The organism is Cyclobacterium lianum (assembly GCF_900143075.1).
Classification (GTDB): Bacteria; Bacteroidota; Bacteroidia; order Cytophagales; family Cyclobacteriaceae; genus Cyclobacterium; species Cyclobacterium lianum.
Window position 1 is genome coordinate 62,833 of sequence record NZ_FRCY01000012.1, and the last position, 21,737, is coordinate 84,569.

The window sequence follows — 21,737 nt, forward strand, 5'->3', positions numbered from 1 at the left end:
CTCCGCCCGCTGGATCCAAGGTCATGTGTGTGCCTTGGATGGTGAATATAGGTCAAAAAGTTGACCGTTCCAATGGGCGAAAGCCTCTGCCGAAGCATTTCGGTGTCCCTTGTGTGCTGGATTCGTATCCTTAAGCATTTGCAATGTGCGAAGGGTGGTTGGGTTGTGCCTCAGAGTCCGTTTCTGATCACGACTATCACTTTTTCCCCCTGAGAAGAAAGGATTACTAATCCATGCTTTCCTAATTGCTCAAATTACAACCTTCAATCCAGTGAACTGGGGCTGAACGTTAAAAAATGATCCCTAGAATCATTTTAGCGAAGAGTCGGGATGCAGGGTGGTGCTCCGCAGGCTTATGGCCTGCGGCCATCCACTCGATTTGCAGCTGTTTTTTTATTTATAATTATATCATCCTCAATCTTTAACAAAGTAAGGATTATTATTTTAAGTAATAAGTAATAATCATTTTTATGTTTTTCTTCAGATTGAGTGTTTGTTCCGTGCGAATACTTATTTCTTAAATCATATCCGTTTGTATATATCTTTTTATTTAAATAAAAATTAAAATATTTTACTTCTTCTTTGGAAAATAAAGTATTCTCTACAAATAACTTTTTATCCTCAATTTGCAAGTCAATTTCGTCTCTAACGAATTTTGGATAATTCCAATAGTTTAATGATTCATTTCGATGTAATTCTCTTATGATGTAAATGAAAGTGATTTTATCTATTTCTACGTTATTTTCCTTATTGACTTTTAGATAACCATCTTTAATTAAACTCCGAATTATATCTTTTTGATAGTTTGCAAAATCTTCTATGTTAACTGTTTCCTGTGTTAATAAGTCAAACAGGTTAGTATGTTTTGTTCCGAAAGTCTCTGTGTAGTACATATGACTTTGGTCTGAAAAAAATATGTGCTTGAGCTGTAGAATTAGTCTTTCATTAGAATAAATATACTTTATTTTATTTTGACTGGTAATTTGATTAAATCCAAGTGGTTTAGAACTTACTTGAAGAAATTCAATATCAATAGCACCATCATCGGCTAAATTTTTATACTGTTTTAGTAAAAAATCAAAATCGGGTAAAAGAGTACGAATTTTGTCTAATTCAGGTAAGTCTGAAATTCTAACTTGAAACATTAAATTATTGGGTTCAAGTAGTGCGTTTATATAGGAGATAAAAGAATTAATTAATTGCTCAATTCCGCTACCTTTTCTTTTCAAATAATTTTCAATGAGATGTAACTGTAATATAGAAAGCATTTCCTTTCTCATAAAGACTTCACCTATTTCATACTCATTTTTTGATTTTAAACCCATTATACGTTCCATAACGTCTAATTCGCTTTCTTTACTCATTAAATAGATTAATGAGGTATCATCGGTGTAATTAAATAGATAACTAAAAGCTTTGAATAAAACAACTGGGTTTTCAATTCCATCTAGGTATTTTTCGCTGTAAATAGCTTCAATTAACCCATTTTCATTTTTAAAAATTACAGGCTCATCTTGGTCTTTACTAAGTCCACCTTGAACTCTTATACTCCAAGTGTGCCCTTTTTCTAGTATTTCTTTGTTTTGCTCCTCAGCCTTTTTCTTTGCCTTGTATCTTGTTTTATCTGAAAGTTTCAATTCACTAGAATCTTTTGATTTTTCGACTAATCCTACATAATTTAAATTCGAATCATAACCGTCTAAGTATGAGTTTATTATTTTTTCTTTATCTGCTAAACTTAAACTTTTTGGAAAGTAATATTTAGTTGATTTTTTGGCACTTTTTTTTTCTTCAAATTGTGACAGTAAAATTTCAGCTGAATTTTTATAAGTAAGTAAAAAATCTCTGATTTCTTTATTGAATTTCTGAACAATGTTCTTTTGTAGAAGGATATAGTTTATTTGAGATGAAAACTTTCCAAGAATATCGCTGAACGTTGAATGAGATATGTTTTTATAAATGCTCAGACTGTTAATTAACTCCCAAAAGTTATTTTTATACCTAAATTCTAAGTCGTTTAATATCCCCTCAATATTTAGGTCGTTTATTTTTGAAAATCTATTTTTTAGTATTAACCATTTTTTTTCTATAATTTGATTATACCTTTCTATATCTGATTTATTCCAATTCGTTAAATAAAGTTCGTTGTCAAAATGTAATTTTATATTGTAAAATTCAAGTAAATCATTAAATGTGAAATTTTGTTCGGGATTGAAACTATTTAATAGTTTTTCTGCTTTTATCAGGTTAGGATTTGTAGCCATATCCTCTTTCGAGTAAAATACTATTCTTTCCATTTCTGTTCTTGAATTCACATTTTTGTAAAATTGCTGCTAAAGGTCAAGTATAAGCGTGTGGGATTTCGGAGCCCTATCCACTTACAACAAACTTTGATAAATGGCAAAATACTCAATTTTAGACAATCGGCCTGCATTACGCTTATACAATGTGTGTACCTTGAATGGTGAATATAGGCCAAAAAGTTGATCGTTCCAACGGATGAAAGTCCCTATGCGAGGGGGTAACACTGACTTTTCACCGGGGTGGTCTGCCGTGAGAGGGCCAGCCGGGGGAATCGAAATCCATGTAGCAGAAACCGAAAAGCCTGCTGTCTACACCCCTTACCATTTTGGTCACAGCGTGTCAATGTCTTTCGCTGTTTACACGTCACGACTTTTATCGGAAGTTCAGATATGTTGACCAAACCCAAAACTCCCCCGCACCTGACGTTGGTGTGAAACAGAGATACTTCGCAGAATCCCTTTACAGGCTATATTGTCCGGATAGCTTCGCACAATTCCGTTACTAGAATTGCATGTATCACAATGTGATGGAACACAAGGTTTAATCCTTCAACGAACGTTAAACAGTAATCAAGGCGACTTCTTGTCGCACCTCGGTGGTGTGAGAGGTGCTCCGCAGGCTTAGGGCCTTCGACCATCCATCCGATTGTGCGCATTTTTTGGTGTTAATTATCCCGTATCATTAACCAAAATGGATCAAAGTTTTTAGTATTTTCGTTAATTTATTTTTTTATAACTCACCTTTCTTACCTTTAAAAAAAGTCGGTAGCAAGCAATAATTAAAAATATGCAAACTATAGTTGATAATACAGTAATTCCTAGTGAATCACTTGTGCTTAAAAGGATTTCATCTTGACGTTTTGAATAATTAATTAAAGCAAAAGTGAGTACATTGTTTACGAAATGTACAAATATTGGTACGAGTAAACTACCTGACCAGTAGTACAAATAACCTAACAGACCACCCAAAAACAATCGAGGAAGAAATCCCTGAAACTGAAAATGAATAAAGCTAAATAAAACTGCTGCAATCCAAATGGCAACATGGGGGTTTTTTAAAATGCTATGAATTTCATTTTGTATAACTCCTCGGAACAGCAATTCTTCTCCAATACCTGCTAAAACAGCTACTACAAACAAAATAGGAATTATCTCATACCAATAATCATAAAGCACAACTAATTCCGTAACTTTTTGAGCACGTTCTTCCATTTTGGAAAGAACTTCTTGCAGGTCTGACAGTCTTTCTGGTAGCTGGAATTGTTGATTAATTTCAATCAATTGAGATATGAAAGGTAATGCAGCTATAAAAATGAGAAGTGATATTAAAATAAAGCTTCCTAATCTTTTTTTTCTAATCAAAAAAATTTGTTTTAAATTCTTCTGTAAAAAAAATATGTAAAGTATTGGCAAGACAAAAAACACAAATATAGCATAGAGTGCTTGCATTAATAAAAACAAAAACCTCGCTTCTGTTCCATCTTCCATTTCAAATATCATTTTATCAGAATCAATAAGGTTTGGCCCAGTAAATGCAGACAAAAGCAACTGACTTAAAAAGGTTCCTACAATAACAAAACCCAATAGCCGTATAACTACTCCCGCTAATTGGAAAACCTTTAGTCTAATAGGATTGTCAAAATAATTGAATTGGTTCTCCATAACGTGTGCACTCGATGGTGAATATAGGTCAAAAAATTGACCGTTCCAACGGGTGAAAACCTGTGCCGAAGCATTTCGGTATCCCGAAGCACCGGGGGTAACCCTGACTGAGTCGGGGCAGGCTGTCCCGAAGGCAAGCCATTCGGAAAGCCCCCTGACTTTTCACCGGGGTGGTCTGTCGTGAGAGGGCCAGCCGGGGGAATCGAAATCCATGTATCAGAAACTGCAAAGCCTGCTAACTATACCCCTTACCGTTTTGATCACAGCGTGTCAACGTCTTTCGCTGTCTACACGTCACGACATTTATCAGCAGTTCACGTATGTTGACCATACCCAATACTCCCCCGCACCTGACGATGGTGTGAAACAGAGATACTTCGCAGAATCCCTTTACAGGCTATATTGTCCGGATAGCTTCGCCCAATTCCGTACCAGAAATGCAGGTATCCAACGTGAAGGAACACAAATCCTTTAGGAAATGTCTAATAGTAATCGAAGCCAATTTTGTCCCGCCTTGGTGGACATACCTGCGATTGATTAATGGTAGATTCTAATCCTGAAGTATTTGGCTCTGGTCTGGCCCAAAAAGAAGTAGTGTTAATTCCCTACTATTCTAACATAGAACCCTTCTTTTTCATTTTTAGTTAATATGGAGTCTCCTATTTGAGGATATTTTTTTATTTTAATGTTTATTAGATCATTTTCCCAATTCGGGATTATTTCAAAAGTAATTCTATGATCTTCATCGTCATTGTTTACGATAAAGTCAATTGGCTCATTAATTTCTTCAAAAATTTCCGGGACTGTTAATTTATTTAAAGGACCGGTAGAAATATCAAATCGTTCCTTATCCAAGTTTTCATCATGCTTCCAAATAATAGATGCGTATCTATTTGTACCTGTATTTTTAATATTCAAGGATACGCTTTGATTACCAAATTTTTTCATATCTTAAAATTTTTATGATTTCTCATTTTAACGTTCTTCGGGAAATGTTTGAAGAGAACGTCGATTAAATATAGTTCGTTTAATTTATTAATGTAGACAACACTAGAAGAGGGCGACAATTACTTATTTCACCGGTTCAAAAATTTCCTCATAGTGCTATCGCATCTAGAAAGATGAATATAGGCCAAATAATTAACAGCTCCAAGGGGTGGAATTGCTGTGCTGATATTTTTCGCTTTGTTTTACCGGAAATTTTCCGTTTGGAAAACGGATGGGGTTAGATTCTGCCTATTTGCCTGGAGAACAGGAATCTAAAAAGTAGGAACCGAAAAGCCTGCCAACAAGACCATTTTTTGGTCACAACCTGTCATCGTCTTTCGCTGTCTACACGCCACGACAATTATAAGCAGTTCACAAATGTTTATCCAACCAAATACTCCCCCGCACCTGACGATGGTACGAAGCAGAAATTCTTCACAGAATCTCTTTACGGGCTATATCGTCAGGATAGCTTCGCACAATTCCGTTACCAGAAATGCACGTATCCTATTGATGGAATACAAGGTTTAATGGTTTATGGAACGTCAAACAGTTATCAAAGGGACTTCTTGTCGTACTACGGTTCTGTGAAAGGTATAGGGGTGGGACTCCTCTTTACCTACTCGACTGGAGTCTGTTTTTACCATTTTATACTGTCGTAATCTATGTGGTCATCATCAATTTCCAATTCTGAAGGTTTGCAGTTCAATCTATTCGCATCCGCCTCCAAACGTCTATGGTGTTCGTTGTACTCCTCAGTCAATGCTATTAAGTTAAGAAAAAAAATGGCCTCAGGAGACAAAATAAGCCGATTTTCCTTATGAAAACCGGCCTACTTTAGGTAAATTATGTTGTCTTAAACATATAGCTATGAAGGTACAAAATACCAACCAAAACACGACGGATATATCTTGGGATTGTCCGAAAAAAAATCTTTAAAAAAATACAATCGTCTGAAAATCAGTACAATTACTGTTCTGACCCTGCCCATTTTTCCAGGTCTTCCCCGCTCGACTTTCAAACTGTAGTACTTTCGGTGCTCCAACTGTTCAAAGAATCCGCCGATTCTGATACTGAAGACGTCCTTTCCAAGCTGGGGAAACGAGAAGTCACCGGAAGTGCTTTCTCACAGGCGCGCTATAAAATTGAATGGCAATTTTTTTCTGATCTCTGCGCTATCAGTTCAGAAGATTATGACACGTTCACCACTGCCAGATGGAAGGGATACAGGGTTTTTGGTGGCGATGGAAGTACGCTAAATTTGCCAGCATCCAAGCAGATAAGAGGATATTTTGGAGTTCAATCCAGTAGTTCAAAGACCTCACTAGCCAGGATACTTCTTGTCTATGACGTACTTACCGGCCTTACGCTACAGGCAAGACTCGGAAGAATGAGTACCGGCGAATCCGGCTTACTCGATGACTGCCTGTTGGAAATTCCACCCAGGCCGGATGACCTTCTGGTGCTGGACAGGAATTTTGGAAACTTCCACATGGCACACAAAATGACCTGCGAAGCAAGACCCTTCTGCATCCGAATGTCTACCGGAATATCCAACTTTGCAAAAGCCGTAATGGCCGATAGCAGGATGGATTTTATCACCGAATGGGCACCAAGCAGATCGGAGAGGGAAACAGCCAAAACATCGGAACCGATACGGGTAAGGGTAACCAAAGCAGTTCTTGACTCAGGTGAAACCGAACTGCTGGTAAGCAGTCTACAGGATATGGAATCATTTAAAACTGAAGACCTTGTAGAACTTTATGGCATGAGATGGGGAGTTGAGGAAGGGATAAAAAATTTGAAGCCTAAGATTAAAGTAGAGCAGTTCGGATGTAGAAAGCCGCAGGGGATCTATCAGGAATTTTATGCCCATATCCTGGCCATGAACATGGTAGCACTTGCCGGCATAGCTGCTACTGAGCAGATTGAAAAGAAAAGTAGGTCCAGGAAAAAGAAACGGAAATTGACGTACAAATACAACTGGAAAAATGCTTTTCTACAACTCAGAAAAAGGATTGTGGAGTTGTTCAGCCGGGAAAGTGTGGAAAAAATACTGGAAACCCTGGTCAACAAGATAGCCCAAAAGCTGGTAGCGGTAAAGAAGGGAAGGAAATTTTCTAGAAAGGGTCTGGGAAAATCGGCAAGGACTAACCAATACTATAAATAGCAAAAAGCGGAAGGAAAGAGAAGAAAATACAACATATCGCACTAAAAATTGACACCTGCTTCAGGAGTAAGGAAGTCTATGCCCTAAACCTGATAAAAAGCCCGAAACCGGCAGGGAAAAATCAAAATTATTCCATTTTGAAACCAAAATAACAAACCAAAAAGCTTAACTTAATAGCATTGACTCCTCAGTATAGAAAATTCCACGCTTTAAAAGTTCTGGCAACTTCCTAAAAGCTTTCTTGCCACCTCCCAGCAAGAAGTATTCAAGGTTTGTTGTTCTCATGCATTGATAGATATATTCATTTGCTCCATGTAATCCATCATTGATAAATGGTATCAGATTTCTTGCCCCAGTTTCATCGTAGGAATTCATGGCCTTTTCAAGCCAAAATTCTATTTGAAGAATTACTGAAATATCGAATTTGTTTGTTTCGTAAAACTGCATGTTGTATTTCAGTGCTGATATTGAAAACAAGAAGTGTACCCATGAAAATTGTGTACCCAAATATTTTCCTTCTTCAAATGGATAAAGGTGATTGTTCTCCCTTTTTAAACGACTGTTATCTTTTGCTTTTCTTATTTCGAATGAAAAGTTACTTATCAATTTGTCTCGGTTTTCGAATCCTAGTTTTTCGGATGCTTTTTCGTCATTCCAAAATTTACCTATAACTTCATAAAAGTTATTTAAGTCACCGTAAGCTCCCCAGAGTTCAATTCCGATTCCTCTCTTAGTTGGAATTATATAAAGCATAGGTTATTACGTTTACACCAATAGAATAAAACGTTCAGCTAAAATATGTAGGCTGACCGCTTGTTAATTTATTAAAAGTACCCGATTCAAAAGCTCTTTGCAAATAGCTCATTAGCCTATGATTTTTTAGCATCTGTGTGTGCCTTGAATGGTGAATATAGGTCAAAAATTTGACCGTTCCAACGGGTGAAAATCCCTAATTGCGGGGAAAACGTCCCGAAGCCAACCAAGCAAAGCCTGTTCTATCTTTTCACAGAGGAGGCCTGCGGTGAGAAGGCTAGCTTTGGGAATCTCGATCAATGTAGCAGAAACCGAAAATCCTGCCAACTATACCTCTTATTATTTTGGCCACTTCGTGTCAACGTTTTTCGCGGTCTACACGTTACGACATTTCTTGGCAGTTTACATATGTTCATACCCGTAACTCCCCCGCCCCTGACGTTATTGCGCAACAGGCATTCTTCAAAGAATCCCATTACAGCCTCTATAATCCAGATAGCTTCGCACAAATCCGTTACCAGAAATGCAAGCATCCTATTGATAGAACACAAGGTTTAATCGTTCATGGAACGTTAAACAGTTATCTAAACGATTTCTTGTCGAACACCGGTGATGTTAGAGCCTCAACTTGAGATAAATTACTCAGGTCAGGCTAGATTAGCACGCGTAATTATTTGTCCATTCGTACGTAGGGATTTTTATCTATTATTGCTTTTTTAATCTTATCTCTCAGATATTGATTAAAGTCTATCTCATCCTCTATAATATTAACGAATTCTTCAAGTTCAAATAAAACAAGAAGGGCGTTTCCTTTTAATGCATCTTTAGCTGCTTCAATTCCAGATGGCGTATATCCAGATGCAGATATATAAATGCCATGAGCTCCAGTTCTATGATAAATTCTCCCTAGATGAGCGAAAAGATCGTTACTTCCGATTGGGCTTTTCATCCATTTCATTTCAACTAAGTAGACTTGGTAGTCAATTTCAATTATTGCATCAATTTGCTCTAGAATCCCCTCTCCGTTTTCACCAGTTCTCTTAAAATCTTCTTTTACTAAAATGTCGAATGTCTTGAAATAAAAATTCAGAACTTTCTCTAAATGTTTTCCTCTTTTTTGAGCATTTGATTCTCCAAATAGAGAATAAAGGTCTTTTTTTATTCGGTCTTTTATTTCTTGTTTTTTTCTTATTTCATCAACTTTTTTCTGATATTCTTGTGCGCGTTTCTTTTGCTCGGTTTCCCGTTGTTGTTTCATTCGAGTGAATGAGTCTTTTACGTTAACCACTTTTTGAACTTCAGAAACTAATCCTATAGCTTTAAGTCTATCACTTTCCCAGCAATTTGAAAAAGACTCAAATTCAGTGACTCTTTTTATAATTTCTCGTCGTTCTCTTAAATGTGTTTCATTTTTCTCATTTATCCTTTCAAGGATCGTGCGAACAATGTAAAATTTATTAATTCTGTCTTTGTCCACACGTACTTTATTTGATATATCTGAAAATATGCTCTCATTTACTCCTGCTCCTTTAAAAAATAATAGAACAGATTCCTTTGACTTATTTAGCAAAGGGATTGTCTGAACCAATAATTCAAATAAATCAGGAGGATAATGAAAAATGTTATTGTCACCCATAGTTGAATTGTGTCTGTTTTATTTGCCCCAAAGTTTTAGCACATAGGGTTGTACCTCACAAACTATCAGGTTGCACCATCCATTGTTTTGCTTACCCAAGTACGAATACTGTCGAACTTATCCAAGAGGGGGCGGTATGAGGCTATCATGCCTTATGTGTATCTTGAATGGTGAATATAGGTGAAAAAGTTGACCGTTCCAACGGTTGAAAGCATGTGCCGAAGCATTTCGGTAGTCTGTGCCAACTTCTATCGGTAAACCTAAGCACGGCGGTAACCCTGACTTTTCACTGGGGTGGTTTGCTGTGAGAGGGCCCAACGTTAAAAGAGTACTATGACGGAAGTGGGCCTATCCGCCACATTATATGGCGGCATTTGCTTTCTCCATCTTTCCTGTACCCGCATTCCGTTTGGCCTGCTTTGCAACCTAATAATCCCGGGATTACTGGGAAAGGATGCCAACTTACCAAGTTCCGCTTAGATAATGGACGGGGTTAGGTCCTGCCTCTTTGCCGGGGGAATCGAAATCTATGTAGCAGGAACCGAAAAGCCTGCCAACTGGACCTCTTACCGTTTTGTTCACAACGTGTCAACGTTTTTAGCTGTCTACATCTCACGACATCTGTTGCCAGTTCACCTATGTTGCCCATACCCATGACTCCCCCGCACCTTAGGTTGGTGCGTAACAGGCATTCTTCTCAGAATCCCTTTACGGGCTATTTTGTCCGGATACCTTCGCACAATTCCGTTACCAGGAATGCACGTATCCTATCGATGAAACATCAATCGTTCATGGACCGTTGAACAGTTATCTTGTCGAAAATCAGTTGTGGGTGAGTTGCTCAGGCAGGTCTTTCTCTTACGGCCACACGATTAACAACTGACTATTTCTCTTTCGGAATAAGTTGATCAAAATTATCGATAAGGGTTTTTGCTTCTTCAGGATATGCTTGATTCCAAACAGTTAGAAATGCCATCTTAACTAGGTCCTCAGGTAATAAGCCCAATTTCAATCCTACTTGTGAAAAGAGTAAATGAGGATCCATATTACTATTTTTAACTTCTTTTAATATCTTTTCAATTTTATCAGCATCATCGGGTTTTTTGTGTAAGGCAGCTGCCAGAATAATCTTGAATTCATTCATTTTTTCTAACACCGAATTAAAAATATATGTTTCTGGGGATTCACCTGGCAATCTATATATACGATTTTCAATATTTACATTTTGGCGAGAGTCACCATCAATGATACAAACAGATGGCTTATCTGTAGTCGTTGGATTGATAGTATGATGATTATGCATTTTTATAGCATTCCCATCTCCACTTAATGGATGGATTTCAATTGTTTCCATTACAATCCCATCCAAACTTCTAAGTATAGATTCAATCCACATTTTTGCGAAGGGGTCTTCTACAAAAATCACAAGACTTGCTTCAACCTCTCCTGATATAGCCCTTAAAGAATGTATGTTCAGCTTTCCTTGGAACAATTTACCAGTTATAGTCGCCCAAATTGCCATATCTGGAAGTGGCTTAAGTGCATCGTTTGAATGTGTTGTGAAAATTGTTTGAATTTTATTTCGAAAGGCTACATCAATTAGATATTCGACCATTTTAATAGTTGCAACGGGATGAAGACCATTTTCAATCTCTTCAATAAGAACGAGTGAATTTTCCGGAAGAGCCTCAATTTGAGACACCATCCTTATAATACTTGACTCTCCTGCTCCAAAATGGAATTCCGAAAACTGTTGACCTGCTTCATTAGTCCCTGAAAGGAAGTCGATTTTTCCAGACGTAGTAAATCGAACATATTTAAATTGTGAAATGTCTTTACCAAGAATACGTCCAATGGCAGATCCTAAAATATTTGATATTGGGTGAATTACACTTGGATCGAACGTAATTTTGCTGTTAGCAAATCTATTGAATTCATTCTTTTCTATAGGTGGAACAGTTCGAGATACTCCGAAATCTAGAACTTGTCTTTCGAGTGGATCACGATTCCATCTGAGTCGCCTATAATTTGCGGTTCTTCTTATCGAATCATTTTGAACTTTAGTTCTATCAATCAATTCATACTGGATCTCCCAATTTGCCATGTCTAAATCAAAATTACCCCCGCGAGCAAAGTATTTTTTAGGTTGAATATGCTTATAGATAATTGCCGAGGATCCGATTATTGTTGTTTTTCCGCCACCATTTGTTCCAATTATTGCTGTTACTGGAAAATCGAAACTTATTGTTTGATTTTGAAGCCCTCTAACCCTGTTCAAAAAAACTTTACAAAGGTATTTTCCGTAGTTTCTATTACGAGCTTTTTCGATTAATGCTTGAATAGTGCTATCTCTTATTTCACTTTGGTACATGAGTTGTTCATTTTAAATACTGGTTGCTAACGGACATGGCTAAGAAACGTGGGCGTTTTGGAACTAAAGGTTTTAAACAAAGAATCAAGTTTTATTTAATGTGCTTTTTAACCTGTCAGCCCCCATGTTTTCCTAGCTTTATGCTTGCCTTAATTGGTGAATATAGTCCAAAAAGTTGACCGTTCCAACGGGTGAAAACCTGTGCCGAAGCATTTCGTTAGTGCCGATCTTAATCGGTATCCCTAAGCGCAGGGGTAACCCTGACTTTTCACTGGGGAGGTCTGCAGTGAGAGCGCCAGCCGGGGGAATCGAAATCCATGTAGCAGAAACCGAAAAGCCTGCTGTCTATGCCCCTTACCATTTTGGTCACAACCTGCCACTGTATTTCGCTGTCTACACTTCACGACATTTATCAGCAGTTCACGTATGTTGATCATACCCATAACTTCCCGCACCTGACGTTACTATACAGCAGGCATTATTCTCAAAATACTGTCTTGTCTAGAAAGCTTCGCACAATTCCGTTACCAGAAATGCACGTATCCTATTGATGGAACACAAGGTTTAATCGTTTATGGAACGTTAAAAATTTTTCAAACAACTCCTTGTCGTACTACGGCGGTTTGAGAGCCTTTAGCTGCGCAAATTAGCTTAGTTAAAGGCTACCTCGATTGGGATTAATTTAGTCGTTTTTCTCATGGATTGACTCTCTTTTTTTGATATAGACTTTTAGAATAGGATCAGAAAATCTTACATGCCTTTCATCTCTAGAGTATACCAATATTGGTTCTATTTTACCTTTTTCGGTTAGTTTATGCATGAAACTTGAGGGCTTCTCTATACCATATTCTCTTGCTTGACTATAAACTTCTTCAATTAAGATCTTGTTGTCGTCTGAAGATGCAAAAAGTCTTAATAATAGCTCTCTTTCTTGCGAGGTTCTGCATGCTTCAACATAGCGAAATTCCTGTGTTAATTGAATCTTTCCTTTAATCAATTTATCTTTCACCTCACAATACAACTCTTCGGTCACAACTTTAAGTTGTCGTTTGAATGCTAAAAGCAGACACTCTTTGCCAAGCAAGTGGACGAAGTAGGGAAAGCCTTCAGCTTCTTTAACCATGTCTTTTTTGACATCAGAATCAAACTTAATTTCTTTTCTAATCGAACTTTCTGCATGGTTAATTATATCTAATAACTCCTTTATATTCATTGGTTTGACTAAAACACTGCTTATTTGTCTTCCAATTGATGCATGATCTTCAATTAAGTCTTCTGTGCTCTCACCAATACCAATTATTCCGAATTTTACATACTTAGATGAACAGGTTTTTACAAGAGATGCAAATCCTCTTTTATCTTTTAAAATATCAAACTCGTCAATAAGAATAAGCAATCCTGTTTTTTTCTGGTTGTCCTTTTGAGTTGTGGAAAGTGCCTTTCTAAATTCCTGTACTAAATCGTCAGTTTGTATAGACTCAAAGGTGGTTTCATCTGAACCTTCAATACCTCCTTTAATACCCATAAATCCTCCTCCAATATTTGCTTTTCCACCTTCCTTAAAAGATTTGACTCTTTTATCTCCGTTTTTATTGTGTGAAAAAATGGATTCATTTTTATCATCACCTAAAAGAACTCTCTTGATAAGGGAAGTAATATCTAGAATGAATTCATCACATGAAACTAGGTGCACCATGTAATTGAAACCTTTCTTTGGTAATAGGTATTCAAGGCTTAATAATTTTGTAAGTGTTTTATCTCCCTCTGCAATTAATTTAATTTGTTTCGCAATCGATGATTTACCTATTCCTCGTAGACCAAAGATTGACAGAAAAGAGCTATCAGTGGTCAATCCAAGAACTAGAGATTCAATTTCCTCGTAACGTCCTACAAATTTTGTTGGATCACTTATTTCATGTGTTGGTGAGAAAGCGTCATTTATATCTGTAATATCTAATTTCATGTTTTTTTACTAAAGCCCAAGTCGTTTGTGGATGATTTTGTTGAGTGTTTAAGCACTAAAGTTAGCAAATACAAACTGAATAGAAAATCCGCTAGGATTTTCGTGTGTAAGCTTGCACTAGAAATGAATTATACTCGGTGAATGTGTCTTGAATGGTGAATGAAAAACCTGTGCCGACTTTTCTCGGTATCCATTTGGCGCGGGAGTCGTGTCCAGAAGCATTAGCAAGTTAACGGCGGTGGTGCTCATACTGTCATCAGAGCTAAGATAATACCGAACAATCTTTCTTTTAAAATCGTACAAATAGTGCTTTACAATTTTAATGGTTTTTTGTTTTAAAACCACTCAAACAGTAAACCTATTTCAGGACAAAACAAACTTTTTAAACAACATAATTCAAATAGATGCATAAGCTTGCCTCCCCTTATACGTATACCTACGTATACCGCTAAAATATAGCTTTTTACGTATTTTATCCCATTTTTTTTCTCCTTCTCTTTGGATCAAACAAAACCTGGTAAGGACCAGGCTGCCCGATACATATGAAGAATTCCCATGAAAACAGAACACATAAAATCACCTTCCGGCTGAATGATCAGGAAGTGAAATTCCTGGATGAATTCTCCAAAAGTGCGGGTATTTCCAGAAGCGATACGCTGAGGAACCTGATAAGGAAAATACAGGGAGATGCTTCCATTATCAAGACGGATAAATTGCTTCAAACGCTGAATGAGCTGGCTGCAGAGCAGGGGAGGGTCAACAACAATATCAACCAGCTGGCCAAGCATGCCAATCAGTATTCCAGGGTGGAGGAGCTGGACCCGAAGGTATTTGTCCAATTCAACAGCCTACTTGCCCGGTACCTGGACTACCAGGAGGACATGAACCGGACGTTCAGGAAAATCTATAAATCCCTTAGCTGATGACCGTCAAAATCCTATCATCGACCAGTACCTTCAACGGGGTGTCCTACAACACCAACAAAACCCAGTCTGCCAAGGGAGAGCTGATGAAATTCCGGAATTTCGGTTACCTGCAATCGGCCTCGAAAGTGACACCGGATGAAATGAAAACCTTTCTGAAAGTCCACGCCAACCGCAACACCCGGGTGAAAAACCAGCAGTTCCATGCCATGATCTCCTGTAAGGGCAGGGAATTTGACAAAAAAGAGCTTACTGACATGGCCGAAAAATGGCTGCATAAAATGGGTTATGGCAGCAATCCCTACCTGATTGTCTTCCACGGGGATACGAAAAATAACCATGTTCATATGGTCTCTTCGAGAATTGGAGCCGATGCCAAGAAAATCAACGACAGCATGGAAAGGATCCGGGCGCAAAAATGCATGTTGGAAATCAGGAATCGGAATCCGGAGAATGAATGCCACAAGGTGCTGGATAAGCTAAAATCCTTTTCCTTTTCCACCATAAGCCAGGCCAAGCTATACCTGGAAACCCAGGGATATAGCCTCAATGAAAAAGAGGGCAAACTGGTCTTGTTCAAATTTGGCCTGTTGCAGGGGGAACTTTTGCTTAAGCAATTTAATACTAAAGCCAATTCCTATTCCCCGGACAAAGCAAGAATAAAGCAGCTACATGCTTTATGCGACAAATACAGAAAGGTATACAACAGTGCCCCCGTCCCTGTATTCGAACCGTTAAAAGGCAACCGCCTGGGAAAACCAACCGGATACCGATCCGAAATGGCGGACTTTCTCAAAGAAAAATTCGGAGTGGAACTGATTTTTCACGGAAAGGATGGGAAAGCCCCCTATGGCTATACCATCATCGACCATAATAGAAAAATCATCTTGAAAGGCAGTGAAGTTTTTCCACTCAAAAACCTGACAAAGGAAGATACAAGGGATGCCGTTAAGGTCATCAATTTCGCTTTCCAAGTGGATAAAACAGCTTATGAAAACATTACCGGGACTACGGATACCGTATTCCGGTTCAAACGCCTGCCCAGAGAATCCGCTTACCGGCTAAAATTACTTTCGGTTTTTGAAGGCCATCACCAGGTTCAGAAGGGTCTGGAAGAATACGGATTGCATCTACTGGTAAACGAAAAGCGCCTTTACTTGCTGGATGCCCGGGAGCGGTTTTTTATTAGCCTCGAATCCATTCTTAGGAGCGGCGAATACAATCGCTTTGCCCGCCTCTGGAATGTTCCAGAGCGGATTGAAATAGAACAAAGCCCATTGACCAGAATCGGCGCAGCATCCAGAGCACTGGTGCCGGTACATCCGGAGAAAGAAATCCCTACTTCAGAATCCCAGGCAAATGATCAGGTCGAACCTGACCGGGAGACAGCAAACCCGATCTCCAACATCAACCTGGACATCCATCAAGATGTGGACGATGAGGCCTTGCATGGCAGGAAAAGGAACAAAGAGAAAGACAACAAAAAAAGAAGCATCAGATAAAAACCAATGCATATGATTATCCTATTCGCAAACCAAAAAGGGGGAGTCGGAAAAAGCACCCTGTCAGTCCTTTTTTCCAATTACCTCTCCCTGGCCAAAAACAAACCGGTAAAAGTCTATGACATGGACTTTCAGCGATCCCTTTACAACAAAGCGCAGGCTGCGGAGGTGATTGACAACGAACCGCTATATCCGGTAGAGGCTGCCGAACTTTCCCAGTTTACATCTATTCAAAAAAAGGCTTCCAAGGAAGAAAACCAGGTAAGCATCATTGACCTGGCGGGTAAAATGGATGACGACGAATTGGTTCCGGTGTTCCGGAAATCAGACTTGATCCTCTGTCCCTTCAGCTACGATGAGTACTCCGTTTCTTCTACCATCGAATTTTCCTTTGTGATCCTAAAGATCAATCCAAAGGCTAAAATCATTTTTATTCCCAATCGGGTGCGGAGCAGTGTCAAATACGAGACCATGAAATCTGTTCAGGAGGCCCTGAAAAATTTCGGTGTGGTGACCAACAGCATTACCGAGCGGATAGATTTCCAACGTATCACCACCTATGACATACCGGCAAACATCATTGAGGTGATCGAGCCGGTTTTTGAGTCCATTTACAACGAATACATCGACCCGGCATGGCACAAGACGAATACATAAAAAATCTAATGAGCAATTTCCGTCCGGATAGGTCTTCCCCAAAACCTGCCAGCGGAAAGATGAGAAAGCTGACCAAAGGGAGCCCGCTAAACCATGACAAAGAAATATTCCATCAATTGGAAAATGTCAGAGACTTGAGAATTGAAGGGAGCAAAAAGAGACTGATAAAAATCGATGAGCGGCACGAGGAGATTCTAAAGGTGTTGTATCCGGTATTTTCCGTAGACGTGACCCGGTTTATCAATTTCCTGCTGACGCGTTTCTTTCAGGATCATCCGGAATTGATAGAGGAGATCCGCGAATCTTTTAAAAAACTATGACATGGGATGGACTGAATTTATCAAATACCTGGCATCCGGCTACCTGCTATACTACGGGCTATTGGTGGTCTTGGATCTGCTAAAACCTCAAAACGATGAATTGCTGATCGGAGGAGATGAACTCCTGGAACTACCAGAGGAAGCGCCGACAAGGATTATCGGGGAGGAGGACGATCAGGATGACCACCATTCCGCTTATGGGGTGGGGAAGGCCAAACCAGAAGGCAGCGACCAATGGCGACTTTACCGGGAAAATACCAATGTTTCCACCGGTGGGGTCAGTAGTATGACAGAACTGTTTAAGCTGGCTCAAAACGAAACGATAGAAGTCAAAAAACACCTGGTTTACTAATATGAAGACCTCCTATCTTATCCTGGCAGTCACCCTGTTTTTCCTGGTAGGAATTAGGGTGTCCATGGCACAAACACCTCCCGGAATTCCGGAGATCAATGAAGGAAAAATCCTGATGGCCCAAAACTTCAGGGCCCTTTCCTCTGCGATTCTGGTCTTGGGAGCTCTTTTCGGTTTACTGGGAGGATTGAGGATTTACAACAATTGGCAAATGGGCAGGAGAAACATTGACATGGAAGTAGCCGGCTGGCTTGGAGCCTGTATTTTCCTTTCCGTTTTAGGAATCTTTCTGAGTGCCTTGTATCAGGTACCTATAGCATAAAAAACGAATAATTCGAAATCAACAACAAAACCAATCCATTTAAATCATTCAATCATGTTTAAAAACAGCAAAAAATCAATTCTAAGTCTGTGCCTGGCGGTGCTAAGCCTGGCTCAAACAAAAGCACAGGGAGTGCAGGGCATCACGGCAGCAGAATCTTCCCTTATAGGCTATGTGGATCCGGTGGCCTCCCTGTGTCTGGTTATCGGCGCGGTAGTCGGAATCATAGGTGGGGTAAGGGTCTATATCAAATGGAACAGCGGCGATCAGGACATCAACAAAGAACTGATGGGCTGGGGAGGTTCCTGCCTGTTTATGGTCCTGGTCAGCGTGGTCATCAAGGCCTTTTTCGGAGTCTGATGGGCAAGCAATTTTCCATCTACAAAGGGCTTCAAAAACCCCTGATGTACAAAGGTTTTCAGGGCAAATACATTGGTTGGGGCATCACCTCCCTTGTGATGGGCCTGGTCCTGGGCGGTTTGATTGGAAGCCTTACTGATATGGTTTTTGGAGGAATTCTTACCATAAGCACGATTACAGGTGGCCTTTATTTTACCAGTCAACAACAGAAAAAAGGCCTGCATAATAAAACAAGAAACCTGGGGGTATTCCTGCCCCCAACAGATTTAAAGCATTATCACCATGCCAAAGCGGAGAAAAACACCCTTTAAATTGCCTTATCTTGGAGTGGATCACTGCAAAGGGTATGATATCCTTTTCAACGAAAAAGGTGACTTTGGGGTGGTATTGGAAATTAAAAACCCCGTCTTGCAGTTTGCTGCTGATCCGGGGAATTATGACAATTTCCACCAACTCTATGTCAATGCCATCAAAATACTGGGAGAAGGTTACCTGATCCAGAAACAGGATATCCTGAGCAGGAAGCAGTTCAACCCGGAAGCTTCCGGCGAATATCTGCAACGGAAGTACGATGAACATTTCCGGGGCAGGATCTACACCTTCCACCAAACTTTTCTGGTCATTACCAAAAGGGCAAAATCAGGTTTCTATACCTACAGCCAAAAACAGCTCCATGATTTTACACAATCCATTGACAAGGTAGCTGATCTATTTATCCGAAGTCATCTGCCTGTAAATGCCTTGAACAAAAATCAGATCAACCGTTACATCAGGCGGATCCTATCCATGAATTTCCACGAAAGCCAATTCTGTCTCAACAACCTGCTTGCAGGAGATGAGCAGGTAGAAATGGGCAAAATGGCAGTCCGCTCCATCAGTCTGATCAATACGGATACCATTGACCTTCCCCAAACGGTGAGCACCCATCAGGTCAGGACCGATAAGGATACCCTAAAGGGCTTTCCCATTGACAATATGGGCTTTTTGTTTTCAGTCCCCCATTTCAACACCATTATCTATAATCAGGTGATTGAAATCGTGCCACAGGCCATGACCCAGAGGAAGTTGGAACTAAAACGGAAAAGACATTCTGGCATACCCGATTCTGCGAACAATATGTGTGTGGAAGACATTGACCAACTGTTGGAGGACATTACCAGAAGCAACCAGTTGCTGGTCAATTCCCATTTCAATATCCTGGTGTCGGGAGAGAAAGAACTGATTCAGGGAACCGCCAATTTCATAGAATCTTCTCTATTTCAGCAGGGAATTATCCCCTCCAAGAATGCCTACAACCAACTGGAATTGTTCAGAACCGCATTGCCCTGCAATACGGCCGAATTGAAACCTTATGATTATTTCCTGACCACTTCCGATGCGGCTTTGTGCTTCTTTTTTAAGGAATCCATGAGCCGGGACGAGGTCAGCAATTTTCAGATCAGGCTGACGGACAGACAGGGCATACCGGTAAAGATTGATCCCGCCGACCTGCCCATGCAAACCAACCGGATCAACAACCGGAATAAATTTGTCCTGGGCCCATCGGGATCGGGCAAGTCGTTTTTTATGAACGCCCTGATCGAACAGTACTGCATGTACAATAAAAGCCCCGAACCCAGGTGGCTGATGGATGTGGTCATCGTGGATACGGGACATTCTTATTTTGGGCTTTGTGCCTATTATGGGGGGAAATACATTACCTATTCCGAGAAAAACCCCATTACCACCAATCCCTTTGCCATCAGCAGGGAAGAATACAACATCGAGAAGAAAGATGCCCTCTTGACTTTGATCTCTGTGCTGTGGAAATCAGCGGAAGGCCAGATTTCTCAGGTAGAATCTGATGTGATATCCGATACCATTGCCGCCTATTACCAATCCTATTTTAAAGCCCCCGCAGAAAAACCACGCCTTTGTTTTAACAGCTTTTATGAATTTGCCCTGGTATTTATTCCGGAGATGATCCAGAAGGAAAACATCCATTTCAACATCGATGAATTCAAGTTCGTCCTGAAGAAATTTTATAAGGGAGGGGAGTACGGCAGCCTGCTGAATGAAGAAGTGGACCAATCCCTTTTTGGGGAATCCTTTATTGTCTTTGAAATTGATTCCATTAAGGAACACAAAGTACTTTTTCCGATCGTCACGCTGATCATCATGGATGTATTTATCCAAAAGATGCGCTTTAGAAGCAGGCAGCGAAAAGCACTCATTATCGAAGAGGCCTGGAAAGCCATTGCCTCCCCGCTAATGGCCACCTATATCCTTTACCTGTACAAGACGGTCCGGAAATTCTGGGGAGAAGCCATAGTGGTGACCCAGGAACTGGGAGATATTATCGGCAATACCGTGGTCAAGGACAGCATTATAAATAACTCCGATACCATTGTTTTGCTGGATCAGTCAAAATTCAAGGACCACTACGATGAAATAGCCTCCCTGCTTTCCATCAATGAACACGAAAGGAAAAAGATCTTCACTATCAACCAGTTTGACAATACAGAAGGCCGGGGCCGGTTTAAGGAGGTCTATATCCGGAGGGGAGCTACCGGAGAGGTGTACGGTGTAGAGGTTTCCCTTCACCAATACCTGACCTATACTACGGAAAAGCCTGAAAAGGCGGCTGTGGAAATCTACATTGATCGCTACGGCAATTACGAAGAAGGCCTGGACCGCTTTGTGGCGGATTTCAAAGATTCAGGAGCGGAACTGAACCGTTTTTTCTCCTTGATCAATCAACTCGGAATTCCCTATTCAGAAAAAAAAAGAAATAACCACTTAAAAATCCTTCATGATGAAAACCTTCCCATTTCTTATTTTGATGCTCACCAGCGTTTTGGCGCAGGCCCAGGTGTATGTGGACCCTGCCGTTTCGGTAGCCCAGGCCACCCATGCAGCGGTGATCAATACCCAGCTGAACAACACCAATGAACGGCTGACCTTGATAGAAAGGGGGCAGTTGGCGGTGACCGGAAACCTTAAGGTGGTGAATACCATGCAGGGGAAACTTTATAAAGGTCTGACCGAGGTGAGCGCCATACTCACCAATCTGGCCGATGTAAAAGAGATTGCCCGGATCGCAACGGGCATTTCCGGTGATGTCCGGGATATCCTGGAACTGGCCCGTACCAACCCTGAATTCCTTGTCTTTGCCCAACAAAATGCCTCCCTGTTTCAGCAAAGGGCCACCGCCCTGGCTCTTGAAGTGCAGCAATTTGCCCTGAAGGGAGGCAAGGATAACCTGATGGATGCAGGGGAAAGGGCAAAAATAATCAACACCATTCTGAATGAATTGCTGATCCTGAGGTCCTATACCTATGGAATGTACCGGTCCATGCAATTTGCCAGCATGAAGGGACTATTCAAGTCATTGAACCCCTTCCAGGGATACATCGAAATGGACCTGGCCATTATGAATGACATCCTCAGAAAAAGAGAAGTCCTAACCCGATAAGC

18 protein-coding genes are annotated in these 21,737 nt (G+C 40.1%); 11 read left to right on the top strand and 7 right to left on the bottom strand.

Annotated features, from left to right (window positions below):
* Positions 1-353 precede the first annotated feature (353 nt).
* The 3 genes from BUB19_RS17370 to BUB19_RS17380 form a co-directional block, all read right to left on the bottom strand.
* Entirely contained in the window at positions 354-2,297 is a 1,944-nt protein-coding gene (locus BUB19_RS17370) for a hypothetical protein (protein ID WP_073096117.1), read from the bottom strand.
* Between the two features lie 723 nt (positions 2,298-3,020).
* Positions 3,021-3,965 carry a CPBP family intramembrane glutamic endopeptidase gene (locus BUB19_RS17375; protein ID WP_073096119.1) on the bottom strand — a complete coding sequence of 315 codons (945 nt, stop codon included), beginning with the start codon at positions 3,963-3,965 and terminating at the stop codon, positions 3,021-3,023.
* A 597-nt stretch (positions 3,966-4,562) separates the two neighbouring features.
* Entirely contained in the window at positions 4,563-4,913 is a 351-nt protein-coding gene (locus BUB19_RS17380) for a hypothetical protein (RefSeq protein ID WP_073096124.1), read from the bottom strand.
* 982 nt (positions 4,914-5,895) lie between these two features.
* Between BUB19_RS17380 and BUB19_RS17385 the strand changes: the two genes are divergently transcribed.
* On the top strand, positions 5,896-7,122 hold the full coding sequence (locus BUB19_RS17385; RefSeq protein WP_262485844.1) for an IS4 family transposase: 1,227 nt from the start codon (positions 5,896-5,898) through the stop codon (positions 7,120-7,122).
* Between the two features lie 165 nt (positions 7,123-7,287).
* On the opposite strand, the gene BUB19_RS17390 is transcribed toward BUB19_RS17385, so the two are convergent.
* The 4 genes from BUB19_RS17390 to BUB19_RS17405 form a co-directional block, all read right to left on the bottom strand.
* Entirely contained in the window at positions 7,288-7,875 is a 588-nt protein-coding gene (locus tag BUB19_RS17390) for a DUF6904 family protein (RefSeq protein WP_073096128.1), read from the bottom strand.
* Positions 7,876-8,545: 670 nt separating this feature from the next.
* Entirely contained in the window at positions 8,546-9,511 is a 966-nt protein-coding gene (locus tag BUB19_RS17395) for a restriction endonuclease (RefSeq protein WP_073096130.1), read from the bottom strand.
* Positions 9,512-10,394: 883 nt separating this feature from the next.
* Entirely contained in the window at positions 10,395-11,882 is a 1,488-nt protein-coding gene (locus tag BUB19_RS17400) for an ATP-dependent nuclease (protein WP_073096131.1), read from the bottom strand.
* Between the two features lie 682 nt (positions 11,883-12,564).
* Complete coding sequence (locus BUB19_RS17405; protein WP_073096133.1) at positions 12,565-13,845, bottom strand: nSTAND1 domain-containing NTPase; 1,281 nt, start codon at positions 13,843-13,845, stop codon at positions 12,565-12,567.
* A 542-nt stretch (positions 13,846-14,387) separates the two neighbouring features.
* Between BUB19_RS17405 and BUB19_RS17410 the strand changes: the two genes are divergently transcribed.
* Genes BUB19_RS17410 through BUB19_RS17455 form a run of 10 tightly spaced genes read left to right on the top strand, consistent with a single transcriptional unit; the run spans position 14,388 to position 21,735 of the window.
* On the top strand, positions 14,388-14,768 hold the full coding sequence (locus BUB19_RS17410) for a plasmid mobilization protein (RefSeq protein WP_073096135.1): 381 nt from the start codon (positions 14,388-14,390) through the stop codon (positions 14,766-14,768).
* On the top strand, positions 14,768-16,270 hold the full coding sequence (locus tag BUB19_RS17415; RefSeq protein WP_073096137.1) for a relaxase/mobilization nuclease domain-containing protein: 1,503 nt from the start codon (positions 14,768-14,770) through the stop codon (positions 16,268-16,270). The genes BUB19_RS17410 and BUB19_RS17415 overlap by 1 nt, the downstream gene beginning before the upstream one ends.
* A gap of 12 nt (positions 16,271-16,282) precedes the next feature.
* Positions 16,283-16,927, top strand: coding sequence for a ParA family protein (locus tag BUB19_RS17420; protein WP_073096139.1), 645 nt, complete (start codon positions 16,283-16,285; stop codon positions 16,925-16,927).
* A gap of 8 nt (positions 16,928-16,935) precedes the next feature.
* Entirely contained in the window at positions 16,936-17,247 is a 312-nt protein-coding gene (locus BUB19_RS17425; RefSeq protein ID WP_084097440.1) for a hypothetical protein, read from the top strand.
* Between the two features lies 1 nt (position 17,248).
* Positions 17,249-17,599: a hypothetical protein gene (locus BUB19_RS17430; RefSeq protein ID WP_073096143.1), complete on the top strand. Its 351-nt coding sequence runs from the start codon at positions 17,249-17,251 to the stop codon at positions 17,597-17,599.
* A gap of 1 nt (position 17,600) precedes the next feature.
* On the top strand, positions 17,601-17,921 hold the full coding sequence (locus BUB19_RS17435) for a DUF4134 family protein (protein ID WP_073096145.1): 321 nt from the start codon (positions 17,601-17,603) through the stop codon (positions 17,919-17,921).
* 54 nt (positions 17,922-17,975) lie between these two features.
* The gene (locus BUB19_RS17440) at positions 17,976-18,281 is read left to right on the top strand and encodes a DUF4134 domain-containing protein (RefSeq protein WP_073096147.1); all 306 of its coding nucleotides are present in this window, start codon (positions 17,976-17,978) and stop codon (positions 18,279-18,281) included.
* A complete protein-coding gene (locus tag BUB19_RS17445; RefSeq protein ID WP_073096149.1) occupies positions 18,281-18,592 on the top strand; it encodes a DUF4133 domain-containing protein in 312 nt (103 codons plus the stop codon). Before BUB19_RS17440 ends, BUB19_RS17445 begins: the two co-directional genes overlap by 1 nt.
* The gene (locus BUB19_RS17450; protein WP_084097424.1) at positions 18,564-21,212 is read left to right on the top strand and encodes a TraG family conjugative transposon ATPase; all 2,649 of its coding nucleotides are present in this window, start codon (positions 18,564-18,566) and stop codon (positions 21,210-21,212) included. Before BUB19_RS17445 ends, BUB19_RS17450 begins: the two co-directional genes overlap by 29 nt.
* A complete protein-coding gene (locus tag BUB19_RS17455) occupies positions 21,103-21,735 on the top strand; it encodes a hypothetical protein (protein ID WP_084097426.1) in 633 nt (210 codons plus the stop codon). Before BUB19_RS17450 ends, BUB19_RS17455 begins: the two co-directional genes overlap by 110 nt.
* The last annotated feature ends 2 nt before the right edge of the window (positions 21,736-21,737 follow it).

Bases quoted from the DNA above. Each gene is read 5' to 3' on its own strand.
- BUB19_RS17390 (WP_073096128.1), bottom strand. From the start codon at position 7,875: ATGCTTTATATAATTCCAACTAAGAGAGGAATCGGAATTGAACTCTGG.
- BUB19_RS17445 (WP_073096149.1), top strand. From the start codon at position 18,281: ATGGGCAAGCAATTTTCCATCTACAAAGGGCTTCAAAAACCCCTGATG.
- BUB19_RS17440 (WP_073096147.1), top strand. From the start codon at position 17,976: ATGTTTAAAAACAGCAAAAAATCAATTCTAAGTCTGTGCCTGGCGGTG.
- BUB19_RS17420 (WP_073096139.1), top strand. From the start codon at position 16,283: ATGATTATCCTATTCGCAAACCAAAAAGGGGGAGTCGGAAAAAGCACC.
- BUB19_RS17425 (WP_084097440.1), top strand. From the start codon at position 16,936: ATGAGCAATTTCCGTCCGGATAGGTCTTCCCCAAAACCTGCCAGCGGA.
- BUB19_RS17370 (WP_073096117.1), bottom strand. From the start codon at position 2,297: ATGGAAAGAATAGTATTTTACTCGAAAGAGGATATGGCTACAAATCCT.
- BUB19_RS17400 (WP_073096131.1), bottom strand. From the start codon at position 11,882: ATGTACCAAAGTGAAATAAGAGATAGCACTATTCAAGCATTAATCGAA.
- BUB19_RS17430 (WP_073096143.1), top strand. From the start codon at position 17,249: ATGGGATGGACTGAATTTATCAAATACCTGGCATCCGGCTACCTGCTA.
- BUB19_RS17380 (WP_073096124.1), bottom strand. From the start codon at position 4,913: ATGAAAAAATTTGGTAATCAAAGCGTATCCTTGAATATTAAAAATACA.
- BUB19_RS17450 (WP_084097424.1), top strand. From the start codon at position 18,564: ATGCCAAAGCGGAGAAAAACACCCTTTAAATTGCCTTATCTTGGAGTG.
- BUB19_RS17410 (WP_073096135.1), top strand. From the start codon at position 14,388: ATGAAGAATTCCCATGAAAACAGAACACATAAAATCACCTTCCGGCTG.
- BUB19_RS17395 (WP_073096130.1), bottom strand. From the start codon at position 9,511: ATGGGTGACAATAACATTTTTCATTATCCTCCTGATTTATTTGAATTA.
- BUB19_RS17375 (WP_073096119.1), bottom strand. From the start codon at position 3,965: ATGGAGAACCAATTCAATTATTTTGACAATCCTATTAGACTAAAGGTT.
- BUB19_RS17455 (WP_084097426.1), top strand. From the start codon at position 21,103: ATGCTCACCAGCGTTTTGGCGCAGGCCCAGGTGTATGTGGACCCTGCC.
- BUB19_RS17415 (WP_073096137.1), top strand. From the start codon at position 14,768: ATGACCGTCAAAATCCTATCATCGACCAGTACCTTCAACGGGGTGTCC.
- BUB19_RS17405 (WP_073096133.1), bottom strand. From the start codon at position 13,845: ATGAAATTAGATATTACAGATATAAATGACGCTTTCTCACCAACACAT.
- BUB19_RS17435 (WP_073096145.1), top strand. From the start codon at position 17,601: ATGAAGACCTCCTATCTTATCCTGGCAGTCACCCTGTTTTTCCTGGTA.